This window comes from Variovorax sp. GW821-FHT10B04 (genome assembly GCF_059415645.1).
The window spans coordinates 371,231-397,710 of the sequence record NZ_JBWKNQ010000002.1 but is presented as its reverse complement, the minus strand read 5'-3'; the positions used below and the strand labels follow the sequence as shown (position 1 = coordinate 397,710).

General features: G+C 67.6%; 24 protein-coding genes and 1 pseudogene. 15 read left to right on the top strand and 10 right to left on the bottom strand.

Translation table 11 applies throughout. The features are described 5' to 3' along the window. Position 1 precedes the first annotated feature (1 nt). From AC07PZ_RS06940 to AC07PZ_RS06925, 4 genes are read right to left on the bottom strand one after another with little or no spacing between them, the layout of a single operon-like run. Positions 2-793, bottom strand: coding sequence for an ABC transporter permease (locus AC07PZ_RS06940; protein ID WP_495294313.1), 792 nt, complete (start codon positions 791-793; stop codon positions 2-4). Further along, positions 790-1,650, bottom strand: coding sequence for an ABC transporter permease (locus AC07PZ_RS06935; RefSeq protein WP_495294312.1), 861 nt, complete (start codon positions 1,648-1,650; stop codon positions 790-792). Before AC07PZ_RS06935 ends, AC07PZ_RS06940 begins: the two co-directional genes overlap by 4 nt. Continuing rightward, positions 1,647-2,729, bottom strand: a complete 1,083-nt coding sequence (locus AC07PZ_RS06930; RefSeq protein WP_495294311.1) for an ABC transporter ATP-binding protein — start codon at positions 2,727-2,729, stop codon at positions 1,647-1,649. Before AC07PZ_RS06930 ends, AC07PZ_RS06935 begins: the two co-directional genes overlap by 4 nt. Before the next feature lie 24 nt (positions 2,730-2,753). Further along, the gene (locus AC07PZ_RS06925) at positions 2,754-3,779 is read right to left on the bottom strand and encodes an ABC transporter substrate-binding protein (protein WP_495294310.1); all 1,026 of its coding nucleotides are present in this window, start codon (positions 3,777-3,779) and stop codon (positions 2,754-2,756) included. A 223-nt stretch (positions 3,780-4,002) separates the two neighbouring features. On the opposite strand from AC07PZ_RS06925, the gene AC07PZ_RS06920 reads away from it, so the two are divergent. After that, positions 4,003-4,551, top strand: a complete 549-nt coding sequence (locus AC07PZ_RS06920) for a MarR family winged helix-turn-helix transcriptional regulator (RefSeq protein ID WP_495294309.1) — start codon at positions 4,003-4,005, stop codon at positions 4,549-4,551. A 38-nt stretch (positions 4,552-4,589) separates the two neighbouring features. Here the strand turns inward: AC07PZ_RS06920 and AC07PZ_RS06915 are convergent, their stop codons facing one another. Continuing rightward, a complete protein-coding gene (locus tag AC07PZ_RS06915) occupies positions 4,590-6,080 on the bottom strand; it encodes an ABC transporter substrate-binding protein (RefSeq protein WP_495294308.1) in 1,491 nt (496 codons plus the stop codon). 128 nt (positions 6,081-6,208) lie between these two features. Here AC07PZ_RS06915 and AC07PZ_RS06910 point away from each other — a divergent pair, with 128 nt between their 5' ends. Next, the gene (locus tag AC07PZ_RS06910) at positions 6,209-7,630 is read left to right on the top strand and encodes an amidase (protein WP_495294307.1); all 1,422 of its coding nucleotides are present in this window, start codon (positions 6,209-6,211) and stop codon (positions 7,628-7,630) included. Positions 7,631-7,645: 15 nt separating this feature from the next. Here the strand turns inward: AC07PZ_RS06910 and ilvB are convergent, their stop codons facing one another. Then, positions 7,646-9,472 carry a biosynthetic-type acetolactate synthase large subunit gene (ilvB, locus tag AC07PZ_RS06905; protein ID WP_495294306.1) on the bottom strand — a complete coding sequence of 609 codons (1,827 nt, stop codon included), beginning with the start codon at positions 9,470-9,472 and terminating at the stop codon, positions 7,646-7,648. Positions 9,473-9,536: 64 nt separating this feature from the next. On the opposite strand from ilvB, the gene AC07PZ_RS06900 reads away from it, so the two are divergent. The 3 genes from AC07PZ_RS06900 (at position 9,537) to AC07PZ_RS06890 (ending at position 12,324) form a co-directional block, all read left to right on the top strand. Then, complete coding sequence (locus AC07PZ_RS06900) at positions 9,537-10,031, top strand: Lrp/AsnC family transcriptional regulator (RefSeq protein ID WP_495294305.1); 495 nt, start codon at positions 9,537-9,539, stop codon at positions 10,029-10,031. A 129-nt stretch (positions 10,032-10,160) separates the two neighbouring features. Beyond that, on the top strand, positions 10,161-10,835 hold the full coding sequence (locus tag AC07PZ_RS06895; protein WP_495294304.1) for a response regulator: 675 nt from the start codon (positions 10,161-10,163) through the stop codon (positions 10,833-10,835). 34 nt (positions 10,836-10,869) lie between these two features. Beyond that, entirely contained in the window at positions 10,870-12,324 is a 1,455-nt protein-coding gene (locus AC07PZ_RS06890) for a sensor histidine kinase (protein ID WP_495294303.1), read from the top strand. Positions 12,325-12,767: 443 nt separating this feature from the next. On the opposite strand, the gene AC07PZ_RS06885 is transcribed toward AC07PZ_RS06890, so the two are convergent. The 3 genes and pseudogenes from AC07PZ_RS06885 to AC07PZ_RS06875 all read right to left on the bottom strand — a co-directional run. Further along, positions 12,768-12,950 (bottom strand): sporulation protein, encoded by a 183-nt coding sequence (locus tag AC07PZ_RS06885; RefSeq protein ID WP_495294302.1) that lies wholly within the window; start codon positions 12,948-12,950, stop codon positions 12,768-12,770. A 2-nt stretch (positions 12,951-12,952) separates the two neighbouring features. Then, positions 12,953-13,762, bottom strand: coding sequence for a biotin--[acetyl-CoA-carboxylase] ligase (locus AC07PZ_RS06880; RefSeq protein ID WP_495294301.1), 810 nt, complete (start codon positions 13,760-13,762; stop codon positions 12,953-12,955). A gap of 143 nt (positions 13,763-13,905) precedes the next feature. Beyond that, positions 13,906-14,532 (bottom strand): annotated as a pseudogene (locus tag AC07PZ_RS06875) (SET domain-containing protein); the annotation flags it as partial. Between the two features lie 141 nt (positions 14,533-14,673). On the opposite strand from AC07PZ_RS06875, the gene AC07PZ_RS06870 reads away from it, so the two are divergent. The 3 genes from AC07PZ_RS06870 to AC07PZ_RS06860 all read left to right on the top strand — a co-directional run bounded on the left by AC07PZ_RS06870 (position 14,674) and on the right by AC07PZ_RS06860 (position 19,582). Next, complete coding sequence (locus AC07PZ_RS06870; RefSeq protein ID WP_495294300.1) at positions 14,674-17,613, top strand: DNA topoisomerase III; 2,940 nt, start codon at positions 14,674-14,676, stop codon at positions 17,611-17,613. A gap of 82 nt (positions 17,614-17,695) precedes the next feature. Continuing rightward, positions 17,696-19,330 carry an acyl-CoA dehydrogenase family protein gene (locus AC07PZ_RS06865; RefSeq protein ID WP_495294299.1) on the top strand — a complete coding sequence of 545 codons (1,635 nt, stop codon included), beginning with the start codon at positions 17,696-17,698 and terminating at the stop codon, positions 19,328-19,330. An 81-nt stretch (positions 19,331-19,411) separates the two neighbouring features. Next, the gene (locus tag AC07PZ_RS06860) at positions 19,412-19,582 is read left to right on the top strand and encodes a hypothetical protein (RefSeq protein ID WP_495294298.1); all 171 of its coding nucleotides are present in this window, start codon (positions 19,412-19,414) and stop codon (positions 19,580-19,582) included. A gap of 51 nt (positions 19,583-19,633) precedes the next feature. Here the strand turns inward: AC07PZ_RS06860 and AC07PZ_RS06855 are convergent, their stop codons facing one another. Then, on the bottom strand, positions 19,634-20,542 hold the full coding sequence (locus tag AC07PZ_RS06855) for a gamma-glutamyl-gamma-aminobutyrate hydrolase family protein (RefSeq protein WP_495294297.1): 909 nt from the start codon (positions 20,540-20,542) through the stop codon (positions 19,634-19,636). A gap of 407 nt (positions 20,543-20,949) precedes the next feature. Between AC07PZ_RS06855 and infA the strand changes: the two genes are divergently transcribed. From infA to AC07PZ_RS06820, 7 genes are all read left to right on the top strand, one after another. Then, complete coding sequence (infA, locus tag AC07PZ_RS06850) at positions 20,950-21,216, top strand: translation initiation factor IF-1 (protein ID WP_495294296.1); 267 nt, start codon at positions 20,950-20,952, stop codon at positions 21,214-21,216. Continuing rightward, a complete protein-coding gene (dbpA, locus tag AC07PZ_RS06845; RefSeq protein WP_495294554.1) occupies positions 21,216-22,622 on the top strand; it encodes an ATP-dependent RNA helicase DbpA in 1,407 nt (468 codons plus the stop codon). The genes infA and dbpA overlap by 1 nt, the downstream gene beginning before the upstream one ends. Positions 22,623-22,658: 36 nt before the next feature. Then, entirely contained in the window at positions 22,659-22,829 is a 171-nt protein-coding gene (locus AC07PZ_RS06840) for a hypothetical protein (protein ID WP_495294295.1), read from the top strand. Positions 22,830-23,072: 243 nt separating this feature from the next. Beyond that, positions 23,073-23,942 (top strand): branched-chain amino acid ABC transporter permease, encoded by an 870-nt coding sequence (locus tag AC07PZ_RS06835; protein ID WP_495294294.1) that lies wholly within the window; start codon positions 23,073-23,075, stop codon positions 23,940-23,942. Next, entirely contained in the window at positions 23,939-24,979 is a 1,041-nt protein-coding gene (locus tag AC07PZ_RS06830; RefSeq protein ID WP_495294293.1) for a branched-chain amino acid ABC transporter permease, read from the top strand. Before AC07PZ_RS06835 ends, AC07PZ_RS06830 begins: the two co-directional genes overlap by 4 nt. Further along, entirely contained in the window at positions 24,972-25,748 is a 777-nt protein-coding gene (locus AC07PZ_RS06825) for an ABC transporter ATP-binding protein (RefSeq protein ID WP_495294292.1), read from the top strand. The genes AC07PZ_RS06830 and AC07PZ_RS06825 overlap by 8 nt, the downstream gene beginning before the upstream one ends. Further along, positions 25,735-26,442: an ABC transporter ATP-binding protein gene (locus AC07PZ_RS06820; RefSeq protein ID WP_495294291.1), complete on the top strand. Its 708-nt coding sequence runs from the start codon at positions 25,735-25,737 to the stop codon at positions 26,440-26,442. The genes AC07PZ_RS06825 and AC07PZ_RS06820 overlap by 14 nt, the downstream gene beginning before the upstream one ends. The last annotated feature ends 38 nt before the right edge of the window (positions 26,443-26,480 follow it).

The following is a 26,480-nucleotide window of genomic DNA, read 5'->3' as shown; positions in this document are numbered from 1 at the left end:
GTCAGACGTGTTTGTGGAAACCGGTCCAGCGTTCCGCCAGCAGCAGGACGACACCGGTGGCGACGATGAGCAGGGTCGACACCGCGGCGACGCTCGGGTCGACGCCCTGCTCGACCGACGTGAAGATCTTCACGGGCAGCGTGGTCTGGCTGGCCGACAGCAGGAACACCGAGACCGGCACGTTGTCGAGCGAGGTGATGAAGGCGAAAAGCCCGCCCGCGACCAGCCCCGGCTTGACCAGCGGCAGCGTGACCAGGCGGAAGCTGGTCGCGCCGTCGGCGCCCAGCACGCGCGCGGCGTCCTCCAATGACTCGTCGACCGCGGAGAGGCTCGACAGGCAGGCACGCACCACATACGGCACGGTGATCACGACGTGCGCGAGCCACAGCCCGATGGAATTGCCGCGCAGGCCGGTGAGCGTGTAGTACTGCAGCAGCGCGACGCCGAGCACGACCGACGGCAGGATCAGCGGCGCCATCATCAGCCCGGTGAGCGCGGCCGCGAACGGCACCATCCGGCGATGGATCGCATAGGCGGCGACCAGGCCGAGCACCAATGCCGCAGCGGTGGCGGCGGTCGCCAGCCAGAGGCTGGTCCAGGCGGCGCTCAGGTACTCCGAGTCGCGCAGCACGACCTCGAACCAGTGCAGCGTGAGCCCCTTGGGCGGGATCGTCAGGTAGGCGGTCTTGCTGAAGGCCGCGAGCACGACGACCAGCACCGGGATCTGCAGAAAGGCGATCACCGCGAAAGCGGCGACGCCGAGGAAGCCGAAGCGTTGGCCGGACTCGTTCATACGGAACCGCTCCAGCGCTTGAGCAGCCGGCTCGACAGGCCGATGACCACCATCGTCAACGCCGTGAGTGCAAAGGACATTGCCGCCCCGGCCGGCCAGTCGAGCGTCTGCAGGAAGTCGTCGTAGATCAGCGTCGCCATGACCTTGTAGGTCGGCCCGCCGAGCATGCGCGGCGTGACGAGCGCGCTGATGGTCAGCACGAAGACGAGGATCGAGCCCGACAGGATGCCCGGCGCGCTCATCGGCAGCGTGACCGACCAGAACACGCGCAGCCGGCTCGCGGCGAGCGTGTACGCCGCCGACTGCACGTCCTTCGGTATCGCCTGGATCGCCGGCACCAGCATCAGCACCATGAAGGGCAGGAAGATGTGCGACATGCCGATCAGCAGGCCGAAGAGATTGAACATCATGCGGATCGGCCGCTCGATCAGCCCGATGTCGATCAGCAGGTTGTTGACGAGCCCGCGGTTGGCCAGCAATGCGATCCAGCCGAAGGAACGCACCACCAGGTTCAGCAGCATCGGGAATATCACGAGCATGGTCAGCGTGAGCCGCATGGTCGGCCCCGCATGCGCGATGAAGTAGGCGAGCGGATAGCCCAGCAGCAGACAGATCGCGGTCACGCCGAAGCCCAGCACCAGCGTGCGCACGACGACCTCGCGGAAGTACTCGTCGGTCACGATGCTGGTGTAGTTGGCCAGCGTCCAGTTCGCCGAGATGCCGCTGCCCGGCACGTACTCGCGCAGGCTCAGCGGCGCCATCAGCAGCACGGGTGCGACGAAGGCGAACAGCAGCACCAGCAGCAGCGGCGACACCAACAGGAAGCCGGGCAATCGCTTGCGTGCACCGGCGCTCATGAGAAGACCTTCTTGCGTTCGGTGGCGTTGACATAGACATGCTGCGGGTCGACCGCAAGACGCACGGCGGCGCCCACATCCAGTCCCGCGTGCGCACCATTGGTCGGCGCCTCGGCGATGAGCTCGACGCCGCCGGCCGCCACCACGTACTGCACGCGCGCACCGACGAAGGCCCGCAGCACGATGCGGCCGTCGAGCACGAAGCCGGACGACTCGCCATCGGCCAGGAAGCGGATGTCTTCCTGCCGCAACACGGCATCGACCATCGACTGCTCTGCGAGACCCGCGATCGCGCTGCCGCTGGCCGGCAACCACGGGCCGCCATCGACCTGCACGCCGGCGCGCAGCAACCGCCCCTTCAGGCGGTTCGGACGGCCGATGAAGCTGGCGACGAAGCCGGTTGCCGGTCGGTGGTAGATCGCCTCGGGCGTGTCGAACTGCTGCACCACGCCGTGGGCCAGCACGCAGACACGGTCGGACATCGACATCGCCTCGCCCTGGTCGTGCGTGACGAAGAGCGTGGTGATGCCGACCTCGCGCTGCAGACGCTTGAGCTCGATCTGCATCTCGTCGCGCAGCGAGGCATCGAGGTTCGACAGCGGCTCGTCGAACAGCAGGATGCTCGGCCTCGGCGCGATGGAGCGCGCGACGGCCACACGCTGCTGCTGGCCGCCCGACAACTGGCGTGGCATGCGGTCGCCCAGGCCACCGAGCCGGACGCTGGCCAGCGACTGTTCGACGCGGCGCTTCAGGTCACCGCCGTCGACGCCCTGGCGCCGCAGTCCGAAGGCCACGTTCTCGAACACCGTCATGTGCGGGAACAGCGCATAGGACTGGAACACCAGCCCGATGTTGCGCTTGTTGGTCGGCAGCCGCGTGACGTCGCGGCCATCGATCAGGATGCGTCCGCCGGTCGGCTCGATCAGGCCCGCGACCATGCGCAGCACCGTCGTCTTGCCGCAGCCCGAGGGGCCGAGCAGCGAGATGAATTCACCGTCGGCGACGGACAGGGAGACCGAGGACGCCGCCGTGTGTTCGGCATAGCGCTTCTCGAGCCGATCGAGCGTGAGTGCGGGCATGGCGCGACGTCTTCCGGTGCGCGATCAGCGAGCGACTTCGCGCTGCCAGCGCTTGGTCCAGTCGGGCATCGAGCGGGCCACGACCTCGGGATCGGGCAGCCACATGTTGTCGAAGGTCTCCTTGTACGGAACGATCTTCGCGGCCTTGTCGCTCAGCTTGACCTGGGTGTTGACCGGGCCCGCGTACTTGCGCTCGGCGAAGCAGGTCTGGCCTTCGCGCGACAGCACCTCGTCGATGTACTTCGCAGCGAGCGCGGGCGACTTGCCGCCCTTCGGGATCACCAGCGCGGGCAGGATGCCGACCGCGCCTTCCTTCGGGTACACGATGCCCAGCGGCAGGCCCTTGTCGATCGCCGAGCCGGCGCGGTCCGGGTACCAGACCGCCACCGAGATCTCCTGGCGCTCGAACAGCGACACGATCTGGTCGGCCTGCGTGTACAGCGTGACGGAGTTCTTCGCGAGCGGCTTGACCGCCTCGAAGCCCGCGTCCATGTTCGTCAGCGAACCACCCTTCATGCGGTTCAGCGCCATCAGCAGTTGCGAACCCGAGGTACCGCTGATGTCGCCGATGGCCAGCTTGCCGGCGAATTCGGGCTTCGACAGATCGGCCCACGAAGTCGGCGGCGTCTTGACCTGCTTGGTGTCGTACACGATGACCGTGGCGCCGGTCATGAACACGACGTACTGGTTGTCCTTGTCGAAGGCGCGCGGCGATGTCTCGGCCGCGTTGCTCAGCTTGCTCTTGTCGATGACCTCGAGCAGCTTCTCGTTCTTGAGCTGCGCCGCGAGCGAGTTGTCGATGTAGACCACGTCGAAGTCCGACTTGCCGCCGGTCGCGCGGATCGCCGCTGCGAATTGCGACGAGCTGCCGAGCTTCAGCGACACCTTGGCGCCGGTCTTCTTCTCGAACGAGGCGATGTGGCAGGTCTTGGAATCGTCAGCGAAGGAGCCGCCGAAGATGCCGACGACCAGCTCCTCGGCCTGGGCTGCGCAGGACAGGGCGACAGCGGCGAAGCCGGCCGCGATGCAACGTGAAAACCTGTGGTTCATGGGGACTCCGAATGAGGACAAGGCACTGACACAAAGGGCTGCGACCGAGGCCGCCGGGCCGCGCCCGGAGCAATCGTCGAAGGCACTTTATCTTTCGAAAAAGATAAATGCAAGGCATTTAAGATGCGTGCATGAAATCGGATGGCACCGGCATCTCGCGGCCATCACCGGCGGCGCTCGACAGCGATCGGCGCCACTGAACATCAATGAAAGGCAGGCATTCATGACGCGCGAGACCGCACCTCCCAACACGGCCGGCCAGGACGACGACCTCGTCGGGCGCGGCATCCGCCAATGGCGCAGCGAGCGGCCCGATATCGACAGCAGCGGCAAGGCCGTGGTGGGCCGTCTGCTGCGGCTCGAAGGCGTGATCCTGCAGTCGATCAACACCGTGCTGCAGCCCTTCGGACTCAAGTACCAGGAGTACGCCGTGCTCGCGACGCTGCGGGTGGCGGGCACGCCGTACCGGCTGTCGCCGTCACGTCTGCAGTCGACGCTGCTGTTCACCTCGGGCGGCTTGTCGAACCTGCTGAAGCGGCTCGAACAACAGGGGTTGGTGCGACGCTCGACCGACCCGAAGGACGGCCGCGGCGTGCTGGTCAAGCTCACGGCCAAGGGCCTGCGCCTGGCCGAGGACGCGATGCCCGCACACGCGGCCGCCGAGCTTCATCTGCTGCGCATGTTCGACGACGCGCAGCGCGAGCAACTGGCCGGACTGCTCAGCACGATGATGGTGGGCAACGTGCCCGAGCTGGGCCCCGAGCCCGGCTGAGCGAAGCCGCTTCGACGGCCTGCTGACGGCTGCCGCGGCTACTGCCAGGACCAGGCGGACAGGTCCGTCGCGAACAACGGGATCTCCTTCCACATGCCCTTGAGCCGCTTGCTGGAAATGCTGATCCACTGCGGCTGGAACAGGAAGCCGGCGGCCGCATCGGTCGCCAGCATGCGCTGTGCATCGCCGAGCAGGCGGGCCCGATCGGCTTCGCGCGGCGCGTCGGTGATCTGCTTGTAGAGCGTGTCGAAGGCGGCCGACTTGTAGCCGATGTAGTAGTTGTCCTCGGTGTACTTCACGAGGTCGAAGGGCTCGACGTGCGACACGATGGTCAGGTCGTAGTTGTGCGGGCCGCCGAACACCGACGACAGCCACTGCGCCCATTCGAGGTTCTCGATCTTGGCGACGATGCCGATCTTCGCGAGCTGCGCCGCGAGCACCTCGCCGCCCTGCCGCGCGTAAGGTGGCGGCGGCAACTTGAGGCTCACTTCCAGCGGCGTCTTCACACCCGCTTCGGCCAGCAGCGCCTTGGCCTTCTCGATGTCGAACGGGTTGATGCCGGTGGTGTCGACGAAGCCCAGCGAGCCCGGCGTGTAGAAGCTGCCGATCGGCGTGCCGAAGCCGTCGACCGCGCCTTCGACCATCGCCTTGCGGTCGATCGCAGCCAGGATCGCACGGCGCACGCGCACGTCGTCGAACGGCTTCTTCCGGTTGTTGATGCCGACGATGGTCTTGGCCTTGGAACCACCCACCAGCACCGCGAAGCGCGGGTCCGACTTGAACTGCGACATGCTGCGCCCCGCATACACCTTCGGGAAGGCATCGACGTCGCCCGACAGCAGCGCGGCGACCTGCGAGGCCGGCTCGCTGATGAAGCGGATCGTGACCTTACCCATGTGGATGGCCGACGCATGGCGGTACTCGGGCCATTTGTTGAGGACGAGCGACGAACCCTTGGTCCAGGCGCCCAGCACGTAAGGGCCGGTGCCGACCGGCCTGGTCGCGTTGGTCGGTGCACTCCTGGGCTCGACGATGGACGATGGCGCCTGCCCGAGCAGGAAGGGCAGGTTGGGCTCGGGGTTCTTCATCCCGATGACCACCGTGTCCGCGTCGGTCACGCCGACCAGCGCCATGCTCTGGAACAGGCTCTTGTCCTTGTTGGTCGACGTGGCCGCGGCCGCGCGCTCGAAGGAGAACTTCACGGCCTGCGCATTGAATGGCTCGCCGTTCTGGAACTTCACGCCCTTGCGCAGCTTGAAGGTGTAGGTCTTCAGGTCGGGCGCGACCTCCCAGCTTTCCGCGAGCAGCGGTGCGACGGTGCCGTCCTCGCGGATCTTCGTGAGCGTCTCGTAGATGTTGTAGAGCGTCACTTCCGAGATGGCTGCCGCGGCGCCGGTGGTCGGGTCGAGTCCGGGCGGTTCGAGCGTCATGCCCATGACGACGCTGTCCTTCTTGCCTTGCGCCTGGCCGGCCAGCGGCGCGATGCCGAGCGCGACGACGGCCGCGAGCACCATGAACTTCTTCAACATGCGAACACTCCTGATTGGAAATATCTTTTCCGCAAGATATGTGCCAAGCATCGTGCTACGGTGCGCCATGTGCGGCACGCTTCATGCAGCCATGCGCCCCATCGCCGGAACCTCGACCCATTCGACCCATGAACGAAGAACTGTGTTTTCTCCCCGCATCCGACCTGCGGATGCGCATCGCGCGCAAGGCGCTGTCGCCGGTCGAACTCATGCAGGCCGTGCTGGCACGCGCCGAGCGCCTGCAGCCCGAGCTCAACTGCTTCATCACGCTGTGCGGCGAGTCCGCGATGGCCAGCGCCCGCCAGGCCGAACAGGACGTGATGGCCGGCCGCCCGCTCGGCCTGCTGCACGGCATCCCGTTCACCGTGAAGGACATCGTCAACACGCAGGGCGTCACGACCACCTTCGGTTCGGCCACGCACCGCGACAACGTACCAAACCACGACGCGGTATCGGTTGCGCGGCTCAAGGCACAGGGTGCGATCCTGCTGGGCAAGACCACGACGCCCGAGTTCGGCTCCAAGTGCCTGACCGATTCACCGCTGTTCGGACGCACGCGCAACGCGTGGAGCGCCGAACGCACGAGCGGCGGCTCCAGCGGCGGCGCGGCCGTCGCCGTGGCCTCCGGCATCGCGCCGCTGGCCATCGCCACGGACGGCGGCGGCTCCACGCGCATTCCGGCCGCATGCAACGGCGTGGTCGGCCTGAAGCAGAGCAACGGCGTGATCCCCCACAGCCAGGCGCAGGACATGTTCGGCAACCAGACCTACGTGACGCCGACCACCCGCACCGTCGCCGACACGGCGCTGATGATGCAGGCGATGGCCGGTGAGGCGGCCTGCGATCCGTGGTCGATCGGCCTGCCTGCCGCCGACTTCGTGGGCGGCGGCGCGGCCACCGGCGACCTGCGCGGCCGGCGCGTTCTGTATTGCCTCACACCGCCTGGACGACCGGTTGCCGCCGATGTCGCGGTGGCCTTCCGCGCGGGGCTCGACAAGCTGGCCGCGCTCGGTGCCGAGCTGGAGGAGATGCCCGGCGAAGGCTTCGACGTGGAACCGATCTGGCGCGCCATCAACCACACGGTGTGGCGCACCCGCTTCGCCCCGCTCGCCGCCGCCCACGGCGACCTGCTCAGCCCCGCCTTCCTGAAGCAGCTGGCGCTGGCCGAGAACGTGAGCGGCGTCGACTACCAACGGGCGATGTTCGACCGCACCGCGCTCTTCCACCGCGTGCAGGCGCTGTTCGAACGCGCCGACCTGCTGGTCATGCCGACGCTGTCGCGCACCGCATTGCCGATCGACCAGGACCTGTTCGGCACCATCGACATCGACGGCCGCGTGCTGGAAGGCGTGCGCGCCAACTGGTTCCCGTGGACCATGCCTTTCAACATGACCGGCCACCCGGCGGTGAGCATGCCGTGCGGCTTCGACCGCGACGGCCTGCCGATCGGCATCCAGCTGGTCGGGCGCTTCCGCGGCGACGTCGAGCTGCTGCGCGCGGCGGCGCTGTTCGAATCCGCCAGCGACCTGCTCGCGCACTGGCCCGACTGAGGCTTTTTCTCTCGGTCAGCCGGCGCGCGGCGGCGCCGTGTCGTCCTCGTACCAGCGGTCCTTCGCCAGCATCACGCGGTGGTGGCCGACGCCCGACGGCATCATCGGAAAGCAGTTCTCCTGCGCCGCAACCTGCACGTCGAGGAAGAACGGGCCGTCGTACGCCAGGCATTCGGCCAGCGCGGCCTCGAGTTCCGCCGGGTCCGCCACGCGCCGCGCGCCCCAGCCGAAGGCCTTGGCCAGCGCGACGAAGTCGGGCAACGCCTCGTTCCAGCTGTGGCTCAGCCGGTTGCCGTGGTTCAGTTCCTGCCATTGGCGCACCATGCCCATGTAGCCGTTGTTCGACAGCACGAGCTTCACCGGCGCGCGATGCTGCATGGCGGTCGACAGCTCCTGGATGTTCATCAGCACCGACGCGTCGCCGCTCACGCAGACCGCGAGCGCCTCGGGATGGCCGATCTGCGCGCCGATCGCCGCGGGCAGGCCGTAGCCCATCGTACCCGCGCCGCCCGAGGTCAACCAGCGCCGCGGCTGGTCGAAGCGCAGGTATTGCGCAGCCCACATCTGGTGCTGGCCGACATCGGTCGAGACGATGGCGTCGCGGCCGGCCAGTTGCTGCTGCAACGTCGCCATGAGCTGCTGCGGCAGGATCGCGTCGCTGCGCGGCACGAAGTCCAGGCAGCGCTGGGCGCGCCAGCGTTCGATGCGTTGCCACCACGGGTCGAGCCGCTCCGGCGCGAGGCCGTCGAGGCTCGCGAGTTCGGGCAGCGCCAGCAGGGCGTCGAGCACGCGGCCGCAGTCGCCGACCATCGGCACGTCGACCTTCACCACCTTGTTGATGCTGCCCGGATCGATGTCGATGTGGATCTTGCGCGCATGCGGGCAGAACTCGTCGAGCTTGCCGGTCACGCGGTCGTCGAAGCGGGCACCGACGCACACGACGAGGTCGGCTTCGTGCATGGCGAGGTTGGCCTCCAGCGTGCCGTGCATGCCCAGCATGCCGATGAAGCGCGGGTCGGACGCGGGGAACGCGCCCAGACCCATGAGCGTGAGCGTGCACGGCGCGTTAAGCCGTCGCACCAGCCGCGTGAACGCGGCGCAGGCGTCCGGCCCGGCATTGATCAGCCCGCCGCCGCCGTAGAGCACCGGACGGCGTGCGGTGGACAGCAGGTCGGCCGCGCGCTGCAGCGTGCCGACCGGCGGCATCTTGCTGCCGGTGTGGCGCAGCGGGCGCGCCGTCGCGCGCGCCGGCTCGGCGGCACGGCCGAGCGGCGCGAGCTGCACATCCTTCGGCACGTCGAGCAGCACCGGACCGGGCCGGCCCGAGGCGGCGATCTCCAGCGCGCGTCGCACGGCCGCCGGAATGTCGTCTGCGGCGCGCGGCTGGTGGTTCCACTTGGTCACCGGCCGCGACATGCCGAGCGCATCGCTCTCCTGGAAGGCCTGCGTGCCGATCACCGCGGTCGCGACCTGGCCGCTGATGCACAGCACCGGCACCGAGTCGCTGATCGCATCGAGCAGCCCGGTGATGGTGTTGCCGACGCCCGGCCCCGAGGTCACGAGCACCACGCCGACACGGCCGGTGCTGCGCGCATACCCTTCGGCCGCATGCACGGCGGCCTGTTCGTGGCGTACCAGCACGTGGCGCAGCCGGGGTTCGCCGTGCAACGCGTCGTACAACGGCAGCGCGGCACCGCCGGGGTAGCCGAACAGCGTGTCGACACCGCATTCGATCAGCGTGTCGAGCAGGGCCTCGGCCCCGTTGCGCAGGCGCAGCGCGGGTGTCACGGATGCCGACGGTGTGGCGGCAAGCGAAGGAAGTGGGGCGAGGGCGTTGGTCATGCACCAATTCTTTCGGTTTGCGAGCAGAATTTGCTTCGTTCTTTGAATCAAATCTGCGCCAAACATGAAAAACAATCGCTCCAAGGCCGACGAACGCGAAGAATCTTTCGACAAGACCGACATGGCGATCCTGCGGCTGCTGCTGAACGACTCGCGCCAGACGCTGCAGGAGATCGGTTCGCAGGTCGGCCTGTCGCCCACCACCTGCTGGACGCGCATCAAGCGGCTGGAGGCGCAGGGCGTGATCAAGCGCTACACGGTCGACATCGACGCCGACAAGCTCGGCTACCACGACTCGGTGATCGTGCAGGTCACGCTGGAGAGCCACACCGACGAGACGCTCTACGACTTCGGCCGCGTGCTCGCCACCATTCCGGAGATCCAGGAGGCCTACCTGGTGTCGGGCGACTACGACTACTACATCCGCATCGCCGTGCGCGACACCCGCGACTACGAGCGCCTGCTGCGCGAGAAGCTCTACAAGATCCCGGGCATCCGGCACAGCCAGTCGCACTTCGTGTTGCGCGTGCTCAAGGAAGCGACCGTGCCGCTGCTGTAGAACCGGCCGACGACCTGTCGAAGCGGTCCGGCGATGCGCGTATTCCACAAGCGACGCGCCGCGCCATCGTCCCTAGAATCCGCCCGACCGGACCGGTGCGGCCGACACACAGCACCTCGAGGAGTGGGCATGCGAATCCTGATTGCCGAAGATGACCAGGTGCTGGCCGATGCGCTGCTGCGCAGCCTGCGCACCTCCGGCGCCGCGGTCGACCGCGTTGCCACCGGCACGCAGGCCGATGCGGCGCTGATGACCAACAGCGAATTCGACCTGCTGATCCTCGACCTCGGCCTGCCCAACATGCACGGCCTGGAGATCCTCAAGCGGCTGCGCGCACGCGGCTCGCAGTTGCCGGTGCTGGTGCTCACAGCCGCCGACAGCGTGGAAGAGCGCGTGAAGGGCCTGGACCACGGCGCCGACGACTACATGGCCAAGCCCTTCTCGCTGCAGGAACTCGAGGCCCGGGTGCGCGCCCTCACGCGACGCGGCATGGGCGGCACCAGCAACACCATCAAGCACGGCCCGCTGCTGTACGACCAGGCGGGCCGCGTGGCGACCATCGACGGCCGGATGATCGAACTCTCGGCGCGCGAACTCGGCCTGCTCGAAGTGCTGCTGCAGCGCGCCGGCCGCCTGGTGAGCAAGGACCAGCTGGTCGAGCGGCTCTGCGAATGGGGCGAGGAAGTGAGCATCAACGCGATCGAGGTCTACATCCATCGGCTGCGCAAGAAGATCGAGAAGGGACCGGTGCGCATCGCCACCGTGCGCGGGCTGGGTTATTGCCTCGAGAAGATCGCGTCCTGATGCGCCTGCGCGTGTTGCACGCGGGGTGGCGCGCATGAAGCTCTTTCAGCGCGCGCAGCGCTCGCTGTTCGGGGAAATCCTCGACTGGATGCTCACGCCCCTGCTGCTGCTGGTGCCGGTCAGCATCGGCGTGACCTGGCTGGTGGCGCAGGGCATTGCGAACGCGCCGTACGACCGCGCGCTCGAATACAACGTGCAGACGCTGGCCCGGCTGGTGACGGTGCAGAACGGCAAGCAGCAGTTCCTGCTGCCGCAGCCCGCGCGCGAGATCCTGCGCGGCGACGAGGCCGACCTCGTCTACTACCAGGTGCTCGACGGCCAGGGCACGCTGCTGAGCGGCGAACGCGACGTGCCGGCGCCGCTGAGCGACGAGCCGCAGATGCCCGGCGTGGTCTACCTGCACGACGCGGCGATGCGCGGCCGGCCGGTGCGCGTGGCATCGCTCTGGGTCAACACCGACGTGCCGGCCGCGCACCCGGTGCTGGTGCAGGTGGCCGAAACACGGAACAAGCAGTCGATCCTCGCGGCCGAGATCATCAAGGGCGTGCTGCTGCCGCAGTTCGCGATCCTGCCGTTGGCGGTGCTGCTGATCTGGCTGGCACTGGTGCGCGGCATCAAGCCGCTGTCGGCGATCGAGGCGCGCATCCGCGAACGCCGCCCCGACGACCTCAGCCCGCTCGATGAATCGGCAGTGCCGCTCGAGGTGGCACCGCTGGTGTCGTCGGTGAACGAACTGCTGAACAAGCTGCACGACTCGATGGCCACGCAGAAGCGATTTCTGGCCGACGCGGCACACCAGCTCAAGACACCGCTGGCGGGACTGCGCATGCAGGCCGACCTGGCGCAGCGCGAAGGCGCGAACGAACAGGAACTGAAGCAATCGCTCAAGCAGATCGGCCGCGCGAGCGTGCGCGCGACCCACACGGTGAATCAGTTGCTCTCGCTGGCACGTGCCGAAGGCAGCGGCAGCGGCATCGGCCGCCAGACCTGCGACCTCGCGAAGATCACGATCGAGGCGGTGCGCGAGGCGGTGCCGCGTGCGATCGAGAAGCGCATCGACCTCGGCTACGACGGCGCCGAGGCCGGCGCACCGGGCGTGCTGCTGCACGGCAATCCGACGCTGCTGAAGGAGCTGGTGCGCAACCTGGTCGACAACGCGATCAACTACACGCCATCGACGCCGAATCGCCCCGGCGTGATCACGGCCCGGCTGCTGGCCGATCCGTTCGGCCGCGTCGCAGTGCTGCAGCTGGAGGACAACGGCCCGGGCATTGCCGAAGTCGACCGCGAGCGGGTGTTCGAGCCCTTCTACCGCGTGCTGGGCACCGAGGTCGACGGCTCCGGACTGGGATTGCCGATCGTGCGCGAGATTGCGCGTCAGCATCGCGCCACGGTGCGGCACGAGGATGCGCATCCGGGGCAGCATCCACCGGGCACGCGCTTCAGTGTGCGCTTCGAGCTTGACGAGGATGGGGCGTCGGAGAGTTGAGGTTGAGGTCGGTTGTTGGTTGCGGTGAGCGTGCTTCGGTTGGGGAGGCGTCGGCGTTCGCTTCCAACGATGAGCTTTCGCAAACCGCGGCCCAGCCAAGACGCGCGACCTGTGCTGTTTTCGTTGAGGTGCACACAACCGTCGAACACCCCCAAGCGCCCGGTATGCGGTGTGGGTCAGGCGATTCCCTTCTGCGCCGCTGAGGAGCGCAGCCTCAGGCGGATCAGGGCCGCAGCTGTTTGAGTGGAGGCGAAGCCGGAGCGAGTTCTGCGGACCCCGCCTGAAGCGAGCACCGCAAGGAAGCCCGAAGGGCCGGTGCAGCGGGTCGCCTGGCCCACACCGCGTACCGGGCGCGTCCCACCAACGTCAACGTCAACGCCAACGAACTCAACAAACAAACGCCAGAGAGCAAACCAGTCCCAGCAGCGCACCACAAAAAGCCGTCAGTCCCCCGAAGCCGCAGGCCGGATCTGCAGTGCATCCGGTCGAATCTGCCGTTGCAGCCGCTGAGGCTCCCGTTCCCCCGTGCGTGACGGCACAAGCCCGAAAGCAGCCAGCGCGCCATTCGACCAAGCGTAGTAGCCGATGTTCGCCAGCACGAGCACGACCACCAGCGCGCGCAACATGGTCAGGCGTCGGCGCGCCGCGGGCGCACGCTGACTTCGGAACTGTGGATCGACTTCAGGCCCTCGGGCGTGCGCACCAGCAACTCACCGCCCCAGCCCACGCCTTCGCAATGGCCGGCGATGCCGTCGCTGAGCTGCACGTCGCGGCCGCGCAGCGTGTCGCGCGCCGCAAAGCGCTCCGCGAAAGCGACAAACCCTTGCTGAGCAAAAGCCTGCACCGTGCGCACCAACGGCGGCACCACGTCGCGCAGCGTCTCGCCCGCACCCGTGTCGGGCCGCCATTCACGCAGCCAGGCCGGCGGCATGCTCATGCCGTCGGACGGCCGGGCGTCGAGATTGAGTCCGATGCCGATCACCAGATAACGCGCGGCTGCCGCGTTCGACGGCGTCGATTGCGGCGTGGCCGTCTCGATCAGGATGCCACCGAGCTTGCGGTCGTGCACCCAGAGGTCGTTCGGCCACTTGAGCGCCAGCCCGGCGGTGCGCGCCGGATCCAGGCTCTCGGCCACGGTCACGCCGACGGCCAGCGACAAGCCGGACCAGTCGCGCGGCGCCAGCGGCAACCCCAATGAGAAAGTCAGCGAGGCCGGCTGCGCCGCTTGCTGCGCGCTCTGCCAGGGTCGGCCCATCCGGCCGCGGCCGGCCGTCTGCCGCAACGCCACCAGCAGCACCGGTGCGTCCTGGCCGCTGCGGGCGCGGCGCATCAACTCGGTGTTGGTCGAATCGATCTCGTCGACCACCTCGACACCGAAGCCCGGCAGCAGCGGCGCCACGGCGTCGGTGATCTCTTGCTGGAACCAGTGGTCGGCCATGGTCAACGCTTGGCGGCTTTCTTGGCGGCCTTGCCGGACGGCTGCTTCGCGATCGGCGCCACGGCCTTGCCAGAGGCCTTCTTCGCGGCCTTCCTGGCCGTCTTCACGGCCGTCTCCGCCACGGTCTTCACCGAAGCCTCGGCGTCCGGCGCCTTCTTCGTCTTCTTCACAGCCTTCACGGCTTTGTCGGCGGCCTTCTTGCCAGCCGCCTTCGGCTCCGGCCTGGCGCTCGGCTTGACCTTGACCTTCTCGACCTTCTTCTTCGCCTCGGACTTGGACTTCTTCTTGTCCTTCTTCTTGCGCGGCTTGGGCGACAGCAGCGTGCCGCGGCAGTCGGCCGAACCGCACCAGCACGGGAACTCGGCCTTCAGCGACTTCGTATAGGGCAAGTCGATGATCAGCCCGTAGTCGTAATTGAGTTCCTCGCCGGCGGCGATGTTGCGCCGCGCGATGATGAATATGCGGCCATCGACTTCGTCGGCCTCGCAGTTCGGCTCGCACGAGTGGTTGATCCACTTGGCGGCATTGCCGGTCACCTTGCCGTCGATGACGTTCTTGTCATCGATGTGGAAGTAGAAAGTGTGGTTGGGCTGCGCGGGGTCGTGCGGATGGCGGCGGAGCGCCTCTTTCCAGCTGATCACTTCGCCGCGGTATTCGATGACGGTCTCGCCTTCGGCGATGTCCTGGATGGCGAATACGCCCTTGCCGTGAACGCCCGAGCGGCGGGTCTGGATGCGGCGGCCTGGAGCGGAGGGGATTTTTGAAGGCATCGCCGAAGTCTGATAGTTTGAATGTGCACACATGTGCGCGTGCGCGTACGCACGCGACAGGCGCCGAGTATAGGCACTGGCCCATGAGGAATCGGCATGCAGCGCATGCGATGGCCTCGAACCCGATATGGAAGAACGTTGATGAAAACCTTGGTAATTGCAGAAAAGCCGTCGGTCGCGCAGGACATCGTCCGCGCGCTGACGCCGATCGCAGGGAAATTCGACAAGCACGACGAGCACTTCGAGAACGAACAGTACGTCGTCACCAGCGCCGTCGGTCACCTGGTGGAGATCCAGGCACCGGAGGAATTCGACGTGAAGCGCGGCAAGTGGAGCTTCGCCAACCTGCCGGTGATTCCGCCGCACTTCGACCTGAAGCCGGTCGACAAGACGAAGACGCGCCTGAACGCCGTGGTCAAGCAGGCCAAGCGCAAGGACGTCACCCAGCTCATCAATGCCTGCGACGCGGGCCGCGAGGGCGAGCTGATCTTCCGGCTGATCGAACAATATGCAGGCGGCAAGGCGCCGCTGGGCAAGCCGGTACGTCGCCTCTGGCTGCAGTCGATGACGCCGCAGGCGATCCGCGACGGCTTCGAATCGCTGCGCACCGAGAAGCAGATGCAGGGGCTGGCCGACGCGGCGCGCTCGCGCTCCGAGGCCGACTGGCTGGTCGGCATCAACGGCACGCGCGCGATGACGGCTTTCAACTCGCGCGACGGCGGCTTCTTCCTGACCACCGTCGGCCGCGTGCAGACGCCCACGCTGTCGGTGGTGGTCGAGCGTGAGGAGCAGATCCGCAAGTTCGTCTCGCGCAACTACTGGGAAATCCACGGCACCTTCCAGGCCGAGGCCGGCCAGTACCCGGGCAAGTGGTTCGATGCGAACTGGAAGAAGTCCACCGCGCCCACGCTGGCCAACGGCGAGCCCGACGCCGAGCAGCGCGCCGACCGCGTGTGGAACGAGCGCGATGCACGCGAGATCGCCGACGCGGCGCGCGGCAAGCCCGCCACCGTCACCGAAGAAAGCAAGCCCACCACGCAGGCCTCGCCCGCGCTGTTCGACCTGACCTCGCTGCAGCGCGAGGCCAACAGCCGCTTCGGCTTCTCGGCCAAGACCACGCTGGCGCTGGCGCAGAGCCTGTACGAACGCCACAAGGCGCTGACCTATCCACGGACCGACTCGCGCGCGCTGCCGGAGGACTACCTGCCCGTCGTCAAGCAGACCATGGGCATGCTGGCCAACAGCGGCATGCGGCATCTCGCACCCTTCGCGCAGCAGGCGATCGACGGCAGCTACGTGAAGCCGAGCAAGCGCATCTTCGACAACGCGAAGGTGTCGGATCACTTCGCGATCATCCCCACGCTGCAGGCGCCCAGCGGCCTGTCGGAAGCCGAACAGAAGCTCTACGACTTCGTCGTGCGGCGCTTCCTGTCGGTGTTCTTCCCGAGCGCCGAATTCCAGGTGACGACCCGCATCAGCACGGTCGAGCAGAACGGCAAGAAGTACCCGTTCCGCAGCGACGGCAAGGTGCTGGTCAAGCCGGGCTGGCTCGCGATCTACGGCAAGGAAGCCGTGAACGACGAGGACGAGAAGGACGGCAAGAACCTGGTCGTCGTGAAGCCCGGCGAGATCGTGAAGGCCGAGTCGGTCGACACCAAGGCCCTGAAGACGCGCCCGCCCGCACGCTACTCCGAAGCCACGCTGCTCGGCGCGATGGAAGGCGCTGGCAAGACCATCGACGACGACGAGCTGCGCGAAGCCATGCAGGAGAAGGGCCTGGGCACGCCCGCCACGCGCGCGGCCACCATCGAAGGCCTGATCGCCGAGAAGTACATGCTGCGCGAAGGCCGCGAGCTGATCCCGACCGCCAAGGCCTTCCAGCTCATGACGCTGCTGCGTGGCCTGGGTGTGGAAGAACTCTCCAAGGCCGAGCTCACCGGCGAATGGGAATACAAGCTCGCGCAGATGGAGAAGGGCGCGCTGAGCCGCGACGCCTTCATGCGCGAGATCGCCGCGATGACCGAGCACATCGTGAAGAAGGCGAAGGAATACGACCGCGACACCGTGCCCGGCGACTACGCGACGCTGGCCGCGCCCTGCCCCAACTGCGGTGGCGTGGTGAAGGAAAACTACCGCCGCTACACCTGCACCGGCAAGCCGGGCCAGGAACCCTGCGGCTTCTCGTTCGGCAAGTCGCCGGCCGGCCGCACCTTCGAGGTGGCCGAGGCCGAGGCCCTGCTGCGCGACAAGCACATCGGCCCGCTGGAAGGCTTCCGCTCCAAGGCCGGCTGGCCCTTCACTTCCGAGATCGTGATCAAGTACGACGAGGAAGCGAAGAACTGGAAGCTGGAGTTCGACTTCGGCGACGACAAGAACGAGGAGAGCGGCGAGATCGTCGATTTCAGCAAGGACGACACCGTCGGCCCCTGCCCGATCTGCGGTGCGCCGGTGTTCGAGCACGGCGCCAACTACGTCTGCGAGAAGTCGGTCCCGACCGATGGCCAGCCGACGCCGAGCTGCACCTTCAAGACCGGCAAGATCATCCTGCAGCAGCCGGTCGAGCGCGACCAGATGGAAAAGCTGCTCGCCACCGGCAAGACCGACCTGCTCGACAAGTTCGTGTCGATGCGCACGCGGCGTGCCTTCAAGGCCTTCCTGGTGTGGAACAAGGACGAAGGCAAGGTGACCTTCGAGTTCGCGCCGCGCGAAGGCGGAAGCAAGTTCCCGCCGCGCAAGACCTTCGGCAAGGCCGCACCCGCCGCCAAGAAGACGGCCGCGGCCAAGAGCCCGGCGGCGAAGAAGACGGCAGCCGCGAAGAAGGCGGCTGCACCGAAGGCACCGCGCAAGGCCGGCGCCGGCCTGAAGCCCAGCGCGGAACTGGCCGCGGTGATCGGCGCCGAACCGGTGGCCCGCACCGAGGTCATCAAGAAGCTGTGGGACTACATCAAGGCCAACGGCCTGCAGGACGCGACCAACAAGCGCGCGATCAATGCCGACGCCAAGCTGCGCGCGGTGTTCGGCAAGGACCAGGTGACGATGTTCGAACTCGCCGGGATCGCAGGCAAGCACCTGAGCAGTTGATCGGGTCGGCAGTCGGGCAGCGTCGTCGCTCGCACAGGGCGACGGCGTTGTGCCTAGAATTTTCGATCCCAGGAGACATCCCATGATCGGCATTCATCCCGACAACCAGGTTCCCGAACTCGCGGACTACAACGTCTACACCAGCGACCCGGTGCTGCGCCGGGCCGTGGCGCGTGGCGGCGCCGACTGGCACGACGCCGAGCTGGTGCGCCAGGGTGCGGTCTACGGTGCCGAGGCCACGCTGCGCGCCGCCGAGGACGCGAACCGCCACGAGCCCGAGCTGCACACCCATTCGCGCATCGGCGAGCGCATCGACGCCGTCGGCTTCCATCCGGCCTGGCACACGATGATGGCCATGGCGCGCGGCAACGGCATCGCCAACCTGCCCTTCTTCGACGAGCGGCCGTCGGCCTGGGTGGCGCATGCGGCCTCGCACTACATGCACTGCCAGATCGAGTCGGGTTCGAGCTGCCCGACGACGATGACGAAGGCCTGCATTCCGGTGCTGCGGCGCAACCCGGCGCTGTACGCGGCGGTGGCGGGCAAGCTCGCATCGAACGTGCACGACCCGCGCGACCTGCCGCTCGAACGCAAGGCCTCGATGACGGTCGGCATGGGCATGACCGAGAAGCAGGGCGGCAGCGACGTGCGCACCAACACCACGCTGGCCGTGCCGGCCGGCAGCGGCCCCTGGGGCGACGAGTACCTGCTGACCGGCCACAAGTGGTTCTTCTCGGCGCCGATGTGCGACGCGCACCTCGTGCTGGCACGCACCGACGAGCGCGGCCCGTCGTGCTTCTACGTGCCGCGCTGGCGGCCGGACGGCAGCAAGAACCCGATCCACATCCAGCGGCTCAAGGACAAGGTCGGCAACCGTTCCAACGCCAGCAGCGAGGTCGAGTTCCACGAGGCCTGGGGCGTGCGCGTGGGCGACGAGGGCCGCGGCATCCCGACCATCATCGAGATGGCGACATACACGCGGCTCGACTGCGCCCTGTCCAGCGCGGGCTTCATCCGCCAGGCCTTCGCGCAGGCGCTGCACTACGCGCGCAACCGCCAGGCCTTCGGCCGGCTGCTGGCCGACCAGCCGCTGATGACCGAACTGCTGGCCGATCTCGCGCTCGAATCCGAGAGCGCAACCCTGCTGGCCATGGAACTCGCCACGCGCTTCGGCTCCGACGCGCCGCTCGACACCGCCTGGCGCCGGCTGATCACGCCGGCCGCCAAGTTCTGGAACTGCAAGCGCGCGGTGTCGATCTCCGGCGAGGCGATGGAAGTCTTCGGCGGCAACGGCTACGTCGAGGAGTCGCCGATGGGCCGGCTCTACCGCGAAGCGCCCGTGAATTCGATCTGGGAGGGCTCGGGCAACGTGATGTGCCTGGACGTGCTGCGCGCCATCGCCCGCAATCCAGACGACGCCCGCCTGGTGTTCGGCGAGCTGCAGCAGACGGCCTCGCAGGACGCGCGCGTCATGGCGCAGCTCCAGCAGTTGAGCCGCATGGCCGACCTGCCACCCGTCGAGCTGGAGCGCCAGGCACGCCGCTTCACGCAGAAGCTGGCACTCACAACGCAGGCCTGCCTGATGCTGGCGCACGCCAGCGCCGCAGCGTCGGACGCCTTCATCGCGAGCCGTTTCGACCCCGACTGGGGCGCCGTCGGCGGCATCACGTCGGGCACGGCCGACCCGGCGGCGCTGTTGCGCGCGGCCTGGGCCTGAGCCCGAAAGGCGAGCGATGCGGGCCCCTGCGGCGGAACTCATGCGGATGAGCGCGCTCCCACAGAGCCAGGAGCAGACACCATGAAGATCGCCATCACCGCCTTGTTCGCCGTTGCCGCCGGCTTGTTCGCGGGCTGCGCGTCGTCGCCTTCGTCATCGACCGCAGCGAACGACGGCACCATCCAGCGCGGCAGCGGCGTCACGGTGTTCGGCACCATCGACGCCGGCGTCAGCCGCTACGAGAAGAAATAAAAAACGGGAGATCGCGCAACAGCCTGCGCTCGCGTGCGACGGGGCCGGCCGTCAGCGCCGCAGCAGCGCCTGCCGCAGCATCCGCGCCGCGCGGTCGCGGATCTTGCCCGGCGTGCCGCGGTGCGGCCGCGCGGGCTGCACGCGCGCCATCGTGCAGGCCTGCAGGAAGTCGTCGAGGATCGCCGTGTCGTCGACCGTGCTGATCGTGCTGCCGCGGCGATGGAACTCCGGATGCCACTGGGTGGCGGCGATGTAGCCGTGGCCCGCACGGCTTTCCACGCCATGTCCGTCGCCGTGCACGCGGCGGATCGCTTCCGGCACGCGGTCCGGATAGCTCCAGGCCTCGACCTCGAAACCCGGTGCCAGGTCCTTGATGCCCTGGTGATGGATGCTGTTGACCCGCGCGTGCTGCACGCCGGGGTACATCTGCGAGAGCTTCGTGCCCTCGACCAGCACGATGTCGTGGAAGTTCTGGTCGTAGCTCACCGGATCGCGGTGCTGAAGCGCATTCGGGTGCTGCGTCTCGATGTCCTGGAACAGCGTGCCGCCGAAGGCCACGTTGATCAGCTGCAGCCCGCGGCAGACGCCGAAGATCGGCTTGCCGGCCTGCTCGAAGGCCTCGACCAGCGCGAGGTCGTACAGATCGCGGATCCGGTCGCCGACCCAGGCCTCGCGCAGCGGCTCCTCGCCGTAGCTGCCGGGCCAGACGTCGGCGCCGCCGTGCATCACCACGCCATCGAGCCATTCCGCATAGTGGGAAAGCTTGGTGTCGCCGCGCGCCGTCTCGCCGGTCGGGCAGGGCACCATGACGACCATCGCGCCGGCCGACATCAGCCAGTGGGCGATCGACTGCTCCACATATTGCAGCGTCTTGTTGGTGAACAGCGACCGCGTCGGGTCGGCGTGCTGGAAACAGGCGGAAAGGCCGATCTTGAGGCGGCCGGCAACGGTGGTGGGCATGGCAAACGGGCTCGCTGAACAGGAATTCATTGTGCAGTGCCGGCGCCCGCGCCCCAGGTCGGACGGGACGCCAACACGGCCAAACCGACGCAAGAGGCGCCGGCTGGCTATAATCTATGGTTCGTTTCGATATGCCACGACGAGAGCACCACAGCACTTCGTCATGCCGCCGAGCCGCCGGTCGCGTTTGCCGCCGCACCGCCAGGCCGGCTTTCACAGTGTGTTGGGGCGCCGGTTCACTCCGGCTCAGGCGCCCAGATTGCCACCACTGCCTTCGTTCCTGTTGAAGCGAATAGCGCGTCCGTCGCGCCGTTCAGGACGGCGAACGCCACTTTCAATTTTCAGGCGCCTCGCACAGAGCGGACGCCGATGGCTTTCAACGACAACTGCACAAGGGTAATACATACATGGCCAAGGAAGAACTGATCGAAATGAACGGCGCGGTGACCGAAGTCCTGCCCGACTCGCGCTACCGTGTCACGCTCGACAACGGGCACCAACTGATCGCCTACAGCGGCGGCAAGATGCGCAAGCACCACATCCGCATCCTGGCAGGCGACAAGGTCTCGCTGGAACTCTCGCCCTACGACCTGACGAAGGGCCGCATCACGTTCCGCCACCTGGAACGCCGCGGACCGCCGCCGACCACGCCGAACAACTCGCAGCGCCGCTGATCCTCCCAGTGACAGGTTCCGCCAACGGTTTCGGCACGCTGCCGCTCGCGCCGCAGATGCTCGCCAACCTCGCGCAGCTCGGCTACACGCAGATGACGCCCATCCAGGCGGCCAGTCTGCCGGTGGCGCTGCTCGGCAAGGACCTGATCGCCCAGGCCAAGACCGGCAGCGGCAAGACCGCCGCCTTCGGCCTCGCGCTACTGGCCAATCTCAACGCCCGCCGGTTCGCGGTGCAGGCCCTGGTGCTGTGCCCGACACGCGAACTCGCCGACCAGGTGACGACCGAGATCCGCCGGCTGGCCCGCGCGGAAGAAAACGTCAAGGTCGTCACGCTCTGCGGCGGCGTCGCACTGCGCGGCCAGACCGCCAGCCTCGAACACGGCGCCCACATCGTGGTCGGCACGCCCGGCCGGATCATGGACCACCTCGAGCGCGGCAATCTCGTGCTCGACGCGCTCAACACGCTGGTGCTCGACGAAGCCGACCGCATGCTGGACATGGGCTTCTTCGACGACATCGCCAAGGTCGCGCGGCAATGCCCGCCGACGCGTCAGACGCTGCTGTTCTCGGCCACCTATCCCGAGGGCATCGCCAAGCTCAGCGCCCAGTTCATGAAGGCGCCGCAGCAGATCACGGTGCAGGCGCAGCACGAAGAAAACAAGATCCGCCAGCGCTGGTACCAGGTCACGAACGACCGGCGCCTGCACACGGTGTCGCTGCTGCTCGACCATTTCCGTCCGGCTAGCACGCTGGCCCTCTGCAACACCAAGCAGCAGTGCCGCGACCTGGTCGCCGTGCTGCAGGCGCAGGGCTTCAGCGCGATGGCGCTGTTCGGCGAACTCGAGCAGCGCGAGCGCGACCAGGTCCTGGTGCAGTTCGCCAACCGCAGCTGCTCGGTGCTCGTGGCGACCGACGTGGCGGCCCGCGGACTGGACATCGCCCAGCTGGCGGCCGTGATCAACGTCGACGTGACGCCCGATTCGGAAGTGCACATCCACCGCATCGGCCGCACCGGCCGCGGCGATGCCGAAGGCATCGTGCTCAACCTGGCCAGCATGGACGAGATGGGCAGCGTCGGCAAGATCGAGCAGTTGCAGGGCCGCGAGTCCGAATGGCATCCGCTGGCCGAGCTCACGCCCGGCACCGGCGGACCGCTGCGCGCACCGATGTCCACGATTCAGATCGTGGGCGGCCGCAAGGAAAAGATTCGCGCCGGCGATGTGCTCGGCGCGTTGACCGGCGACGCCGGTTTCAGCAAAGAGCAGGTCGGCAAGATCAACGTCAACGAGTTCTCCACCTATGTGGCGGTCGACCGCCGCATCGCGCAGGAAGCCGTTCGCAAGCTCTCCACCGGCCGCGTCAAGGGCAAGACCGTCAAGGTTCGCCTGCTCGACGATGTGGCCTAATCACGTTTCGAAACCTTCACTTTTTACGAGCTACCCATGCCCAAGAAAATCCGCACCGAGGCAGACCGTCTTGCCACTCCCGCTCCCACGCCCGTCGCTGGCTACAACATCCCCCGTTCGGGTGGCGGCCAGAAGGTCAGCCTCGAGCGCGGCACCGCGACGCGCAGCAAGAAGAACCCCGGCAAGCGCCCCAAGAAGGGCGGCTGAAACGCCGGGCTTCGTGCTCACCCAATGAAAAACGCGCCCGATGGGCGCGTTTTTCATTGGGGCCGCGGCAAGACGCTCACGACCCGCGATCGACCTACCGCAGGGTAGCCACCCAAGTCGCCGACGCGACGCAGGATGCGGGCAAACCTCAGTCGACGCTTGCAGCGCTGCTCCCCACAATCCGCCCCTTGCAACCCCCGATGCCGCTTGGCGGCGTGGCCCGGCGCTTTCGCAAGGATCGATGTGGAACTCTTCTTCCAGCAACTTCTGAATGGCCTCACGGTCGGCGGCGTCTACAGCCTGGTGGCGCTCGGCCTCACGCTGGTCTACGGCATCCTGCACGTGCCGAACTTCGCGCACGGCGCCTTCTACATGGCGGGCGCCTTCGCGGGCTACTACCTGATGGCGTCGCTCGGCCTGAACTACTGGATCGCGATGGCCGGCGCGGCCGCCGTCGTCGCGGTGCTCGCGATGCTGGCCGAACGGCTGGTGTTCCATCCGCTGCGCAACGCGCCCGAGCTGCACGACATGATCGCGGCGATCGGCATCCTGCTGTTCCTCGAAGCCGGCGCGCAGGCGATGTTCGGCGCCGACTTCCATCGCATGCCCACGCCCTACGGGCAGATCGTCGAGATCTTCGGCCTCACGGCGCCGCTGCAGCGCCTGCTGATCATCGCGGGCGCCTTCGGGCTGATGGTGCTGCTGCACCTGTTCCTGAACCACACGACGCTGGGCTCGACCATCATCGCGATGGCGCAGAACCGCGACGGCGCCGCGCTGGTCGGCATCGACGCGACGCGCGTCACGCTGCTGGTGTTCGCGATCTCCGGCGCGCTGGCCGGCATCGCGGCGGTGCTCTATGCGCCGATCAACCTCGTGTACCCGGCGATGGGCAACCTGGTGATCACCAAGGCCTTCGTGATCATCATCCTCGGCGGCATGGGCAGCTTTCCGGGGGCGATCGTCGGCGGGCTGATCATCGGCATGGCCGAGAGCTTCGGCGGCTTCTACTTCTCGACCGACTACAAGGACATCATCGCCTTCGTGCTGCTGGTGGTGATCCTGTCGTTCCGGCCGCAGGGCCTGTTCACCGTGAAGGGAGCACGCGCATGAAGCTGCTGCAGGGCAAGACCGGCTGGGCGCTGCTGGCGATCGTGGCGCTGGCGTTTCCGATGTTCGCGCAGAACAACTACCTGATCTCGGTCGCGACGCAGGCCTTCATCATGGCGATCGCGGCGCTCGGGCTGAACCTGATCACCGGCTACACGGGGCAGTTCAACCTGGCGCACGGCGCCTTCATGGCGATCGGCGCCTACACGGTCGGCATCCTCACGGTCGACCACCACGTGCCCTTCTGGATCGCCTTCGCCATGGCCGGCGTGGTGACCGCGGTGATGGGCTACTTCATCGGCCTGCTGTCGCTGCGGCTGCGCGGCCACTACTTCTCGATCTTCACGCTGTGCGTGAGCTACATCCTGTTCCTGCTGATCGAGAAATGGGAAAGCCTGACGCACGGCACGGTGGGCATCATGGGCATACCGGCACCGACCGGCGTCGGGCCGATGCAGTTCGGCACGCCGCTGTCGCAGTACTACCTGGTGCTGGCCTTCCTCGCGCTCGGCCTCTGGGTGATGGCGCGCATCGTGCGCTCGCTGCTGGGCCGCAGCTTCATCGCGGTGCGCAACAGCGACGAGCTGGCCGAGGCGCTGGGCATCGACCTGATGCGCACCAAGACGCTGGCCTTCGTGCTGTCGGTGGTCTACGCCGGCTTTGCGGGCGCGCTGTATGCGGGCCAGGTGCGCTTTCTCGGGCCCGACCTGGCGAGCGAAGGCGTGACCTTCGACCTCGTGATGTTCATGCTGGTCGGCGGCACCGGCACGCTGCTCGGGCCGCTGGTCGGCACCTTCCTCGTGACCTGGCTGACGCAGAGTCTGCAGTTCCTGCAGGACTACCGGATGGTGGTGTTCGGTCCGGTGCTGATCGCGCTGATCATCTTCCTGCCCGACGGCATCGTCGGCACCTGGCTCAAGCGCCGCGCGCGGCGCGAGGCAGCGGCCGGCCCGGCGAAGCAGCCGGCCGCAACACCCGCCCAGGTCGCCACCCAGGTCGCCGCGCCTGCCACCGTCCAGAAGGCGCGAAGCCATGCTTGAGATCCACGACCTGACCAAGCAGTTCTTCGGCCTGACCGCCGTCGACCACATCACGACGCGCTTCGCACGCGGCGAGGTGAGCGCCATCATCGGCCCGAACGGCGCAGGCAAGACCACCTTCTTCAACCTGGTGGCGGGCACGCACAAGCCGAGCTCGGGCCGCATCGTGTTCAAGGGCCAGGACGTGACCGGCCTGCGGCCGGACCATGTGGCCAAGCTCGGCATCGCGCGGACCTTCCAGACCACGCACCTGTTCGACAACGCGACCGTGCTCGACAACCTGATCGTCGGCCACCGGCTGCGCACCACGTCGAACCTGTGGGACGTGCTGGCCAATTCGCAGCGGCTGCGGGAGGAAGAACGCCTGTGCCGCGACAAGGCGCGCGAGGCGCTCGACTTCGTCGGCCTGTCGCACGTGTCGAACCGCATCGCGGCCGACATCACGCAGGAGGAACGCAAGCGCGTGGCCTTTGCGCTGGCGCTGGCCACCGACCCCGAGCTGCTGCTGCTCGACGAACCCGCCGGCGGCGTGAACCCCGAAGAGACGGTCGGCCTCGCGGCGCTGATCCGCAAGCTGGTCAACCACGGCAAGACCGTGTGCCTGATCGAACACAAGATGGACATGATCATGCGGCTGGCCGACAAGATCGTCGTGCTCAACAACGGATGCAAGATCGCCGAGGGCACGCCGGCCGAGATCCGGCGCGATCCGCAGGTGATCGAGGCCTACCTCGGTGCGGACCACGGAGCCGAGCATGCTGCGGTTTGAAGGCGTCGACCTGCACTACGGCAGCTTCCGCGCGCTCAGCGGCGTGACGCTGCATGCCGAGGCCGGCGAACTGGTCGTGCTGCTGGGCGCCAACGGCGCCGGCAAGACCTCGATCTTCATGGCGGCCAGCGGCATCCAGAAGCCGAGCGCCGGGCGCATCCGCCTGGGCGACAACGACATCACCGGCATGCGGCCCGCACAGATCGTGAGCTCGGGACTGGTGCATTGCCCCGAGGGCCGCAAGCTGTTCCCGATGATGTCGGTGAAGAAGAACCTGCAGCTCGGCGCCTACGTGCACCGCGGCGACAAGGCGGGCATCCAGCGGTCCATCGACGAGGTCTTCGGCCTGTTCCCGATCCTCGAGAAGAAGCAGGACGACCCCGCCGGTTCGCTGTCGGGCGGCCAGCAGCAGATGGTGGCGATCGGCCGCGCGATGCTGGGCCGGCCCAAGGTGCTGCTGCTCGACGAGCCCTCGCTCGGCCTGGCGCCGCTGGTCGTGAAGCAGGTCTTCGAGGTCATCCAGCGCATCAACAAGGCCGGCACCACGGTGCTGCTGGCCGAGCAGAACGCGTATTCGGCGCTGGCCATCGCGCACCGCGCCTACGTCATCGAGCGCGGCCACATCACGCTCGAGGGCGACCGCGAATCACTGCTGAACAACGAAGCCGTGCGGGCCGCCTACATCGGCGCCTGACGCCCTGCGCCTCCCTTTTCGTCTCGCGTTTTCCGTTT

Excerpts from the sequence above, each read along its gene's own strand:
- AC07PZ_RS06830 (WP_495294293.1), top strand. The coding sequence starts at position 23,939 with ATGAAGCTGCTGCAGGGCAAGACCGGCTGGGCGCTGCTGGCGATCGTG.
- AC07PZ_RS06870 (WP_495294300.1), top strand. The coding sequence starts at position 14,674 with ATGAAAACCTTGGTAATTGCAGAAAAGCCGTCGGTCGCGCAGGACATC.
- AC07PZ_RS06895 (WP_495294304.1), top strand. The coding sequence starts at position 10,161 with ATGCGAATCCTGATTGCCGAAGATGACCAGGTGCTGGCCGATGCGCTG.
- AC07PZ_RS06880 (WP_495294301.1), bottom strand. The coding sequence starts at position 13,762 with ATGGCCGACCACTGGTTCCAGCAAGAGATCACCGACGCCGTGGCGCCG.
- AC07PZ_RS06855 (WP_495294297.1), bottom strand. The coding sequence starts at position 20,542 with ATGCCCACCACCGTTGCCGGCCGCCTCAAGATCGGCCTTTCCGCCTGT.
- AC07PZ_RS06940 (WP_495294313.1), bottom strand. The coding sequence starts at position 793 with ATGAACGAGTCCGGCCAACGCTTCGGCTTCCTCGGCGTCGCCGCTTTC.
- AC07PZ_RS06890 (WP_495294303.1), top strand. The coding sequence starts at position 10,870 with ATGAAGCTCTTTCAGCGCGCGCAGCGCTCGCTGTTCGGGGAAATCCTC.
- AC07PZ_RS06860 (WP_495294298.1), top strand. The coding sequence starts at position 19,412 with ATGAAGATCGCCATCACCGCCTTGTTCGCCGTTGCCGCCGGCTTGTTC.
- AC07PZ_RS06900 (WP_495294305.1), top strand. The coding sequence starts at position 9,537 with ATGAAAAACAATCGCTCCAAGGCCGACGAACGCGAAGAATCTTTCGAC.
- AC07PZ_RS06920 (WP_495294309.1), top strand. The coding sequence starts at position 4,003 with ATGACGCGCGAGACCGCACCTCCCAACACGGCCGGCCAGGACGACGAC.
- ilvB (WP_495294306.1), bottom strand. The coding sequence starts at position 9,472 with ATGACCAACGCCCTCGCCCCACTTCCTTCGCTTGCCGCCACACCGTCG.
- AC07PZ_RS06825 (WP_495294292.1), top strand. The coding sequence starts at position 24,972 with ATGCTTGAGATCCACGACCTGACCAAGCAGTTCTTCGGCCTGACCGCC.
- AC07PZ_RS06915 (WP_495294308.1), bottom strand. The coding sequence starts at position 6,080 with ATGTTGAAGAAGTTCATGGTGCTCGCGGCCGTCGTCGCGCTCGGCATC.
- AC07PZ_RS06865 (WP_495294299.1), top strand. The coding sequence starts at position 17,696 with ATGATCGGCATTCATCCCGACAACCAGGTTCCCGAACTCGCGGACTAC.
- AC07PZ_RS06930 (WP_495294311.1), bottom strand. The coding sequence starts at position 2,729 with ATGCCCGCACTCACGCTCGATCGGCTCGAGAAGCGCTATGCCGAACAC.
- AC07PZ_RS06820 (WP_495294291.1), top strand. The coding sequence starts at position 25,735 with ATGCTGCGGTTTGAAGGCGTCGACCTGCACTACGGCAGCTTCCGCGCG.
- AC07PZ_RS06910 (WP_495294307.1), top strand. The coding sequence starts at position 6,209 with ATGAACGAAGAACTGTGTTTTCTCCCCGCATCCGACCTGCGGATGCGC.
- AC07PZ_RS06925 (WP_495294310.1), bottom strand. The coding sequence starts at position 3,779 with ATGAACCACAGGTTTTCACGTTGCATCGCGGCCGGCTTCGCCGCTGTC.
- AC07PZ_RS06840 (WP_495294295.1), top strand. The coding sequence starts at position 22,659 with ATGCCCAAGAAAATCCGCACCGAGGCAGACCGTCTTGCCACTCCCGCT.
- AC07PZ_RS06935 (WP_495294312.1), bottom strand. The coding sequence starts at position 1,650 with ATGAGCGCCGGTGCACGCAAGCGATTGCCCGGCTTCCTGTTGGTGTCG.
- AC07PZ_RS06885 (WP_495294302.1), bottom strand. The coding sequence starts at position 12,950 with ATGTTGCGCGCGCTGGTGGTCGTGCTCGTGCTGGCGAACATCGGCTAC.
- infA (WP_495294296.1), top strand. The coding sequence starts at position 20,950 with ATGGCCAAGGAAGAACTGATCGAAATGAACGGCGCGGTGACCGAAGTC.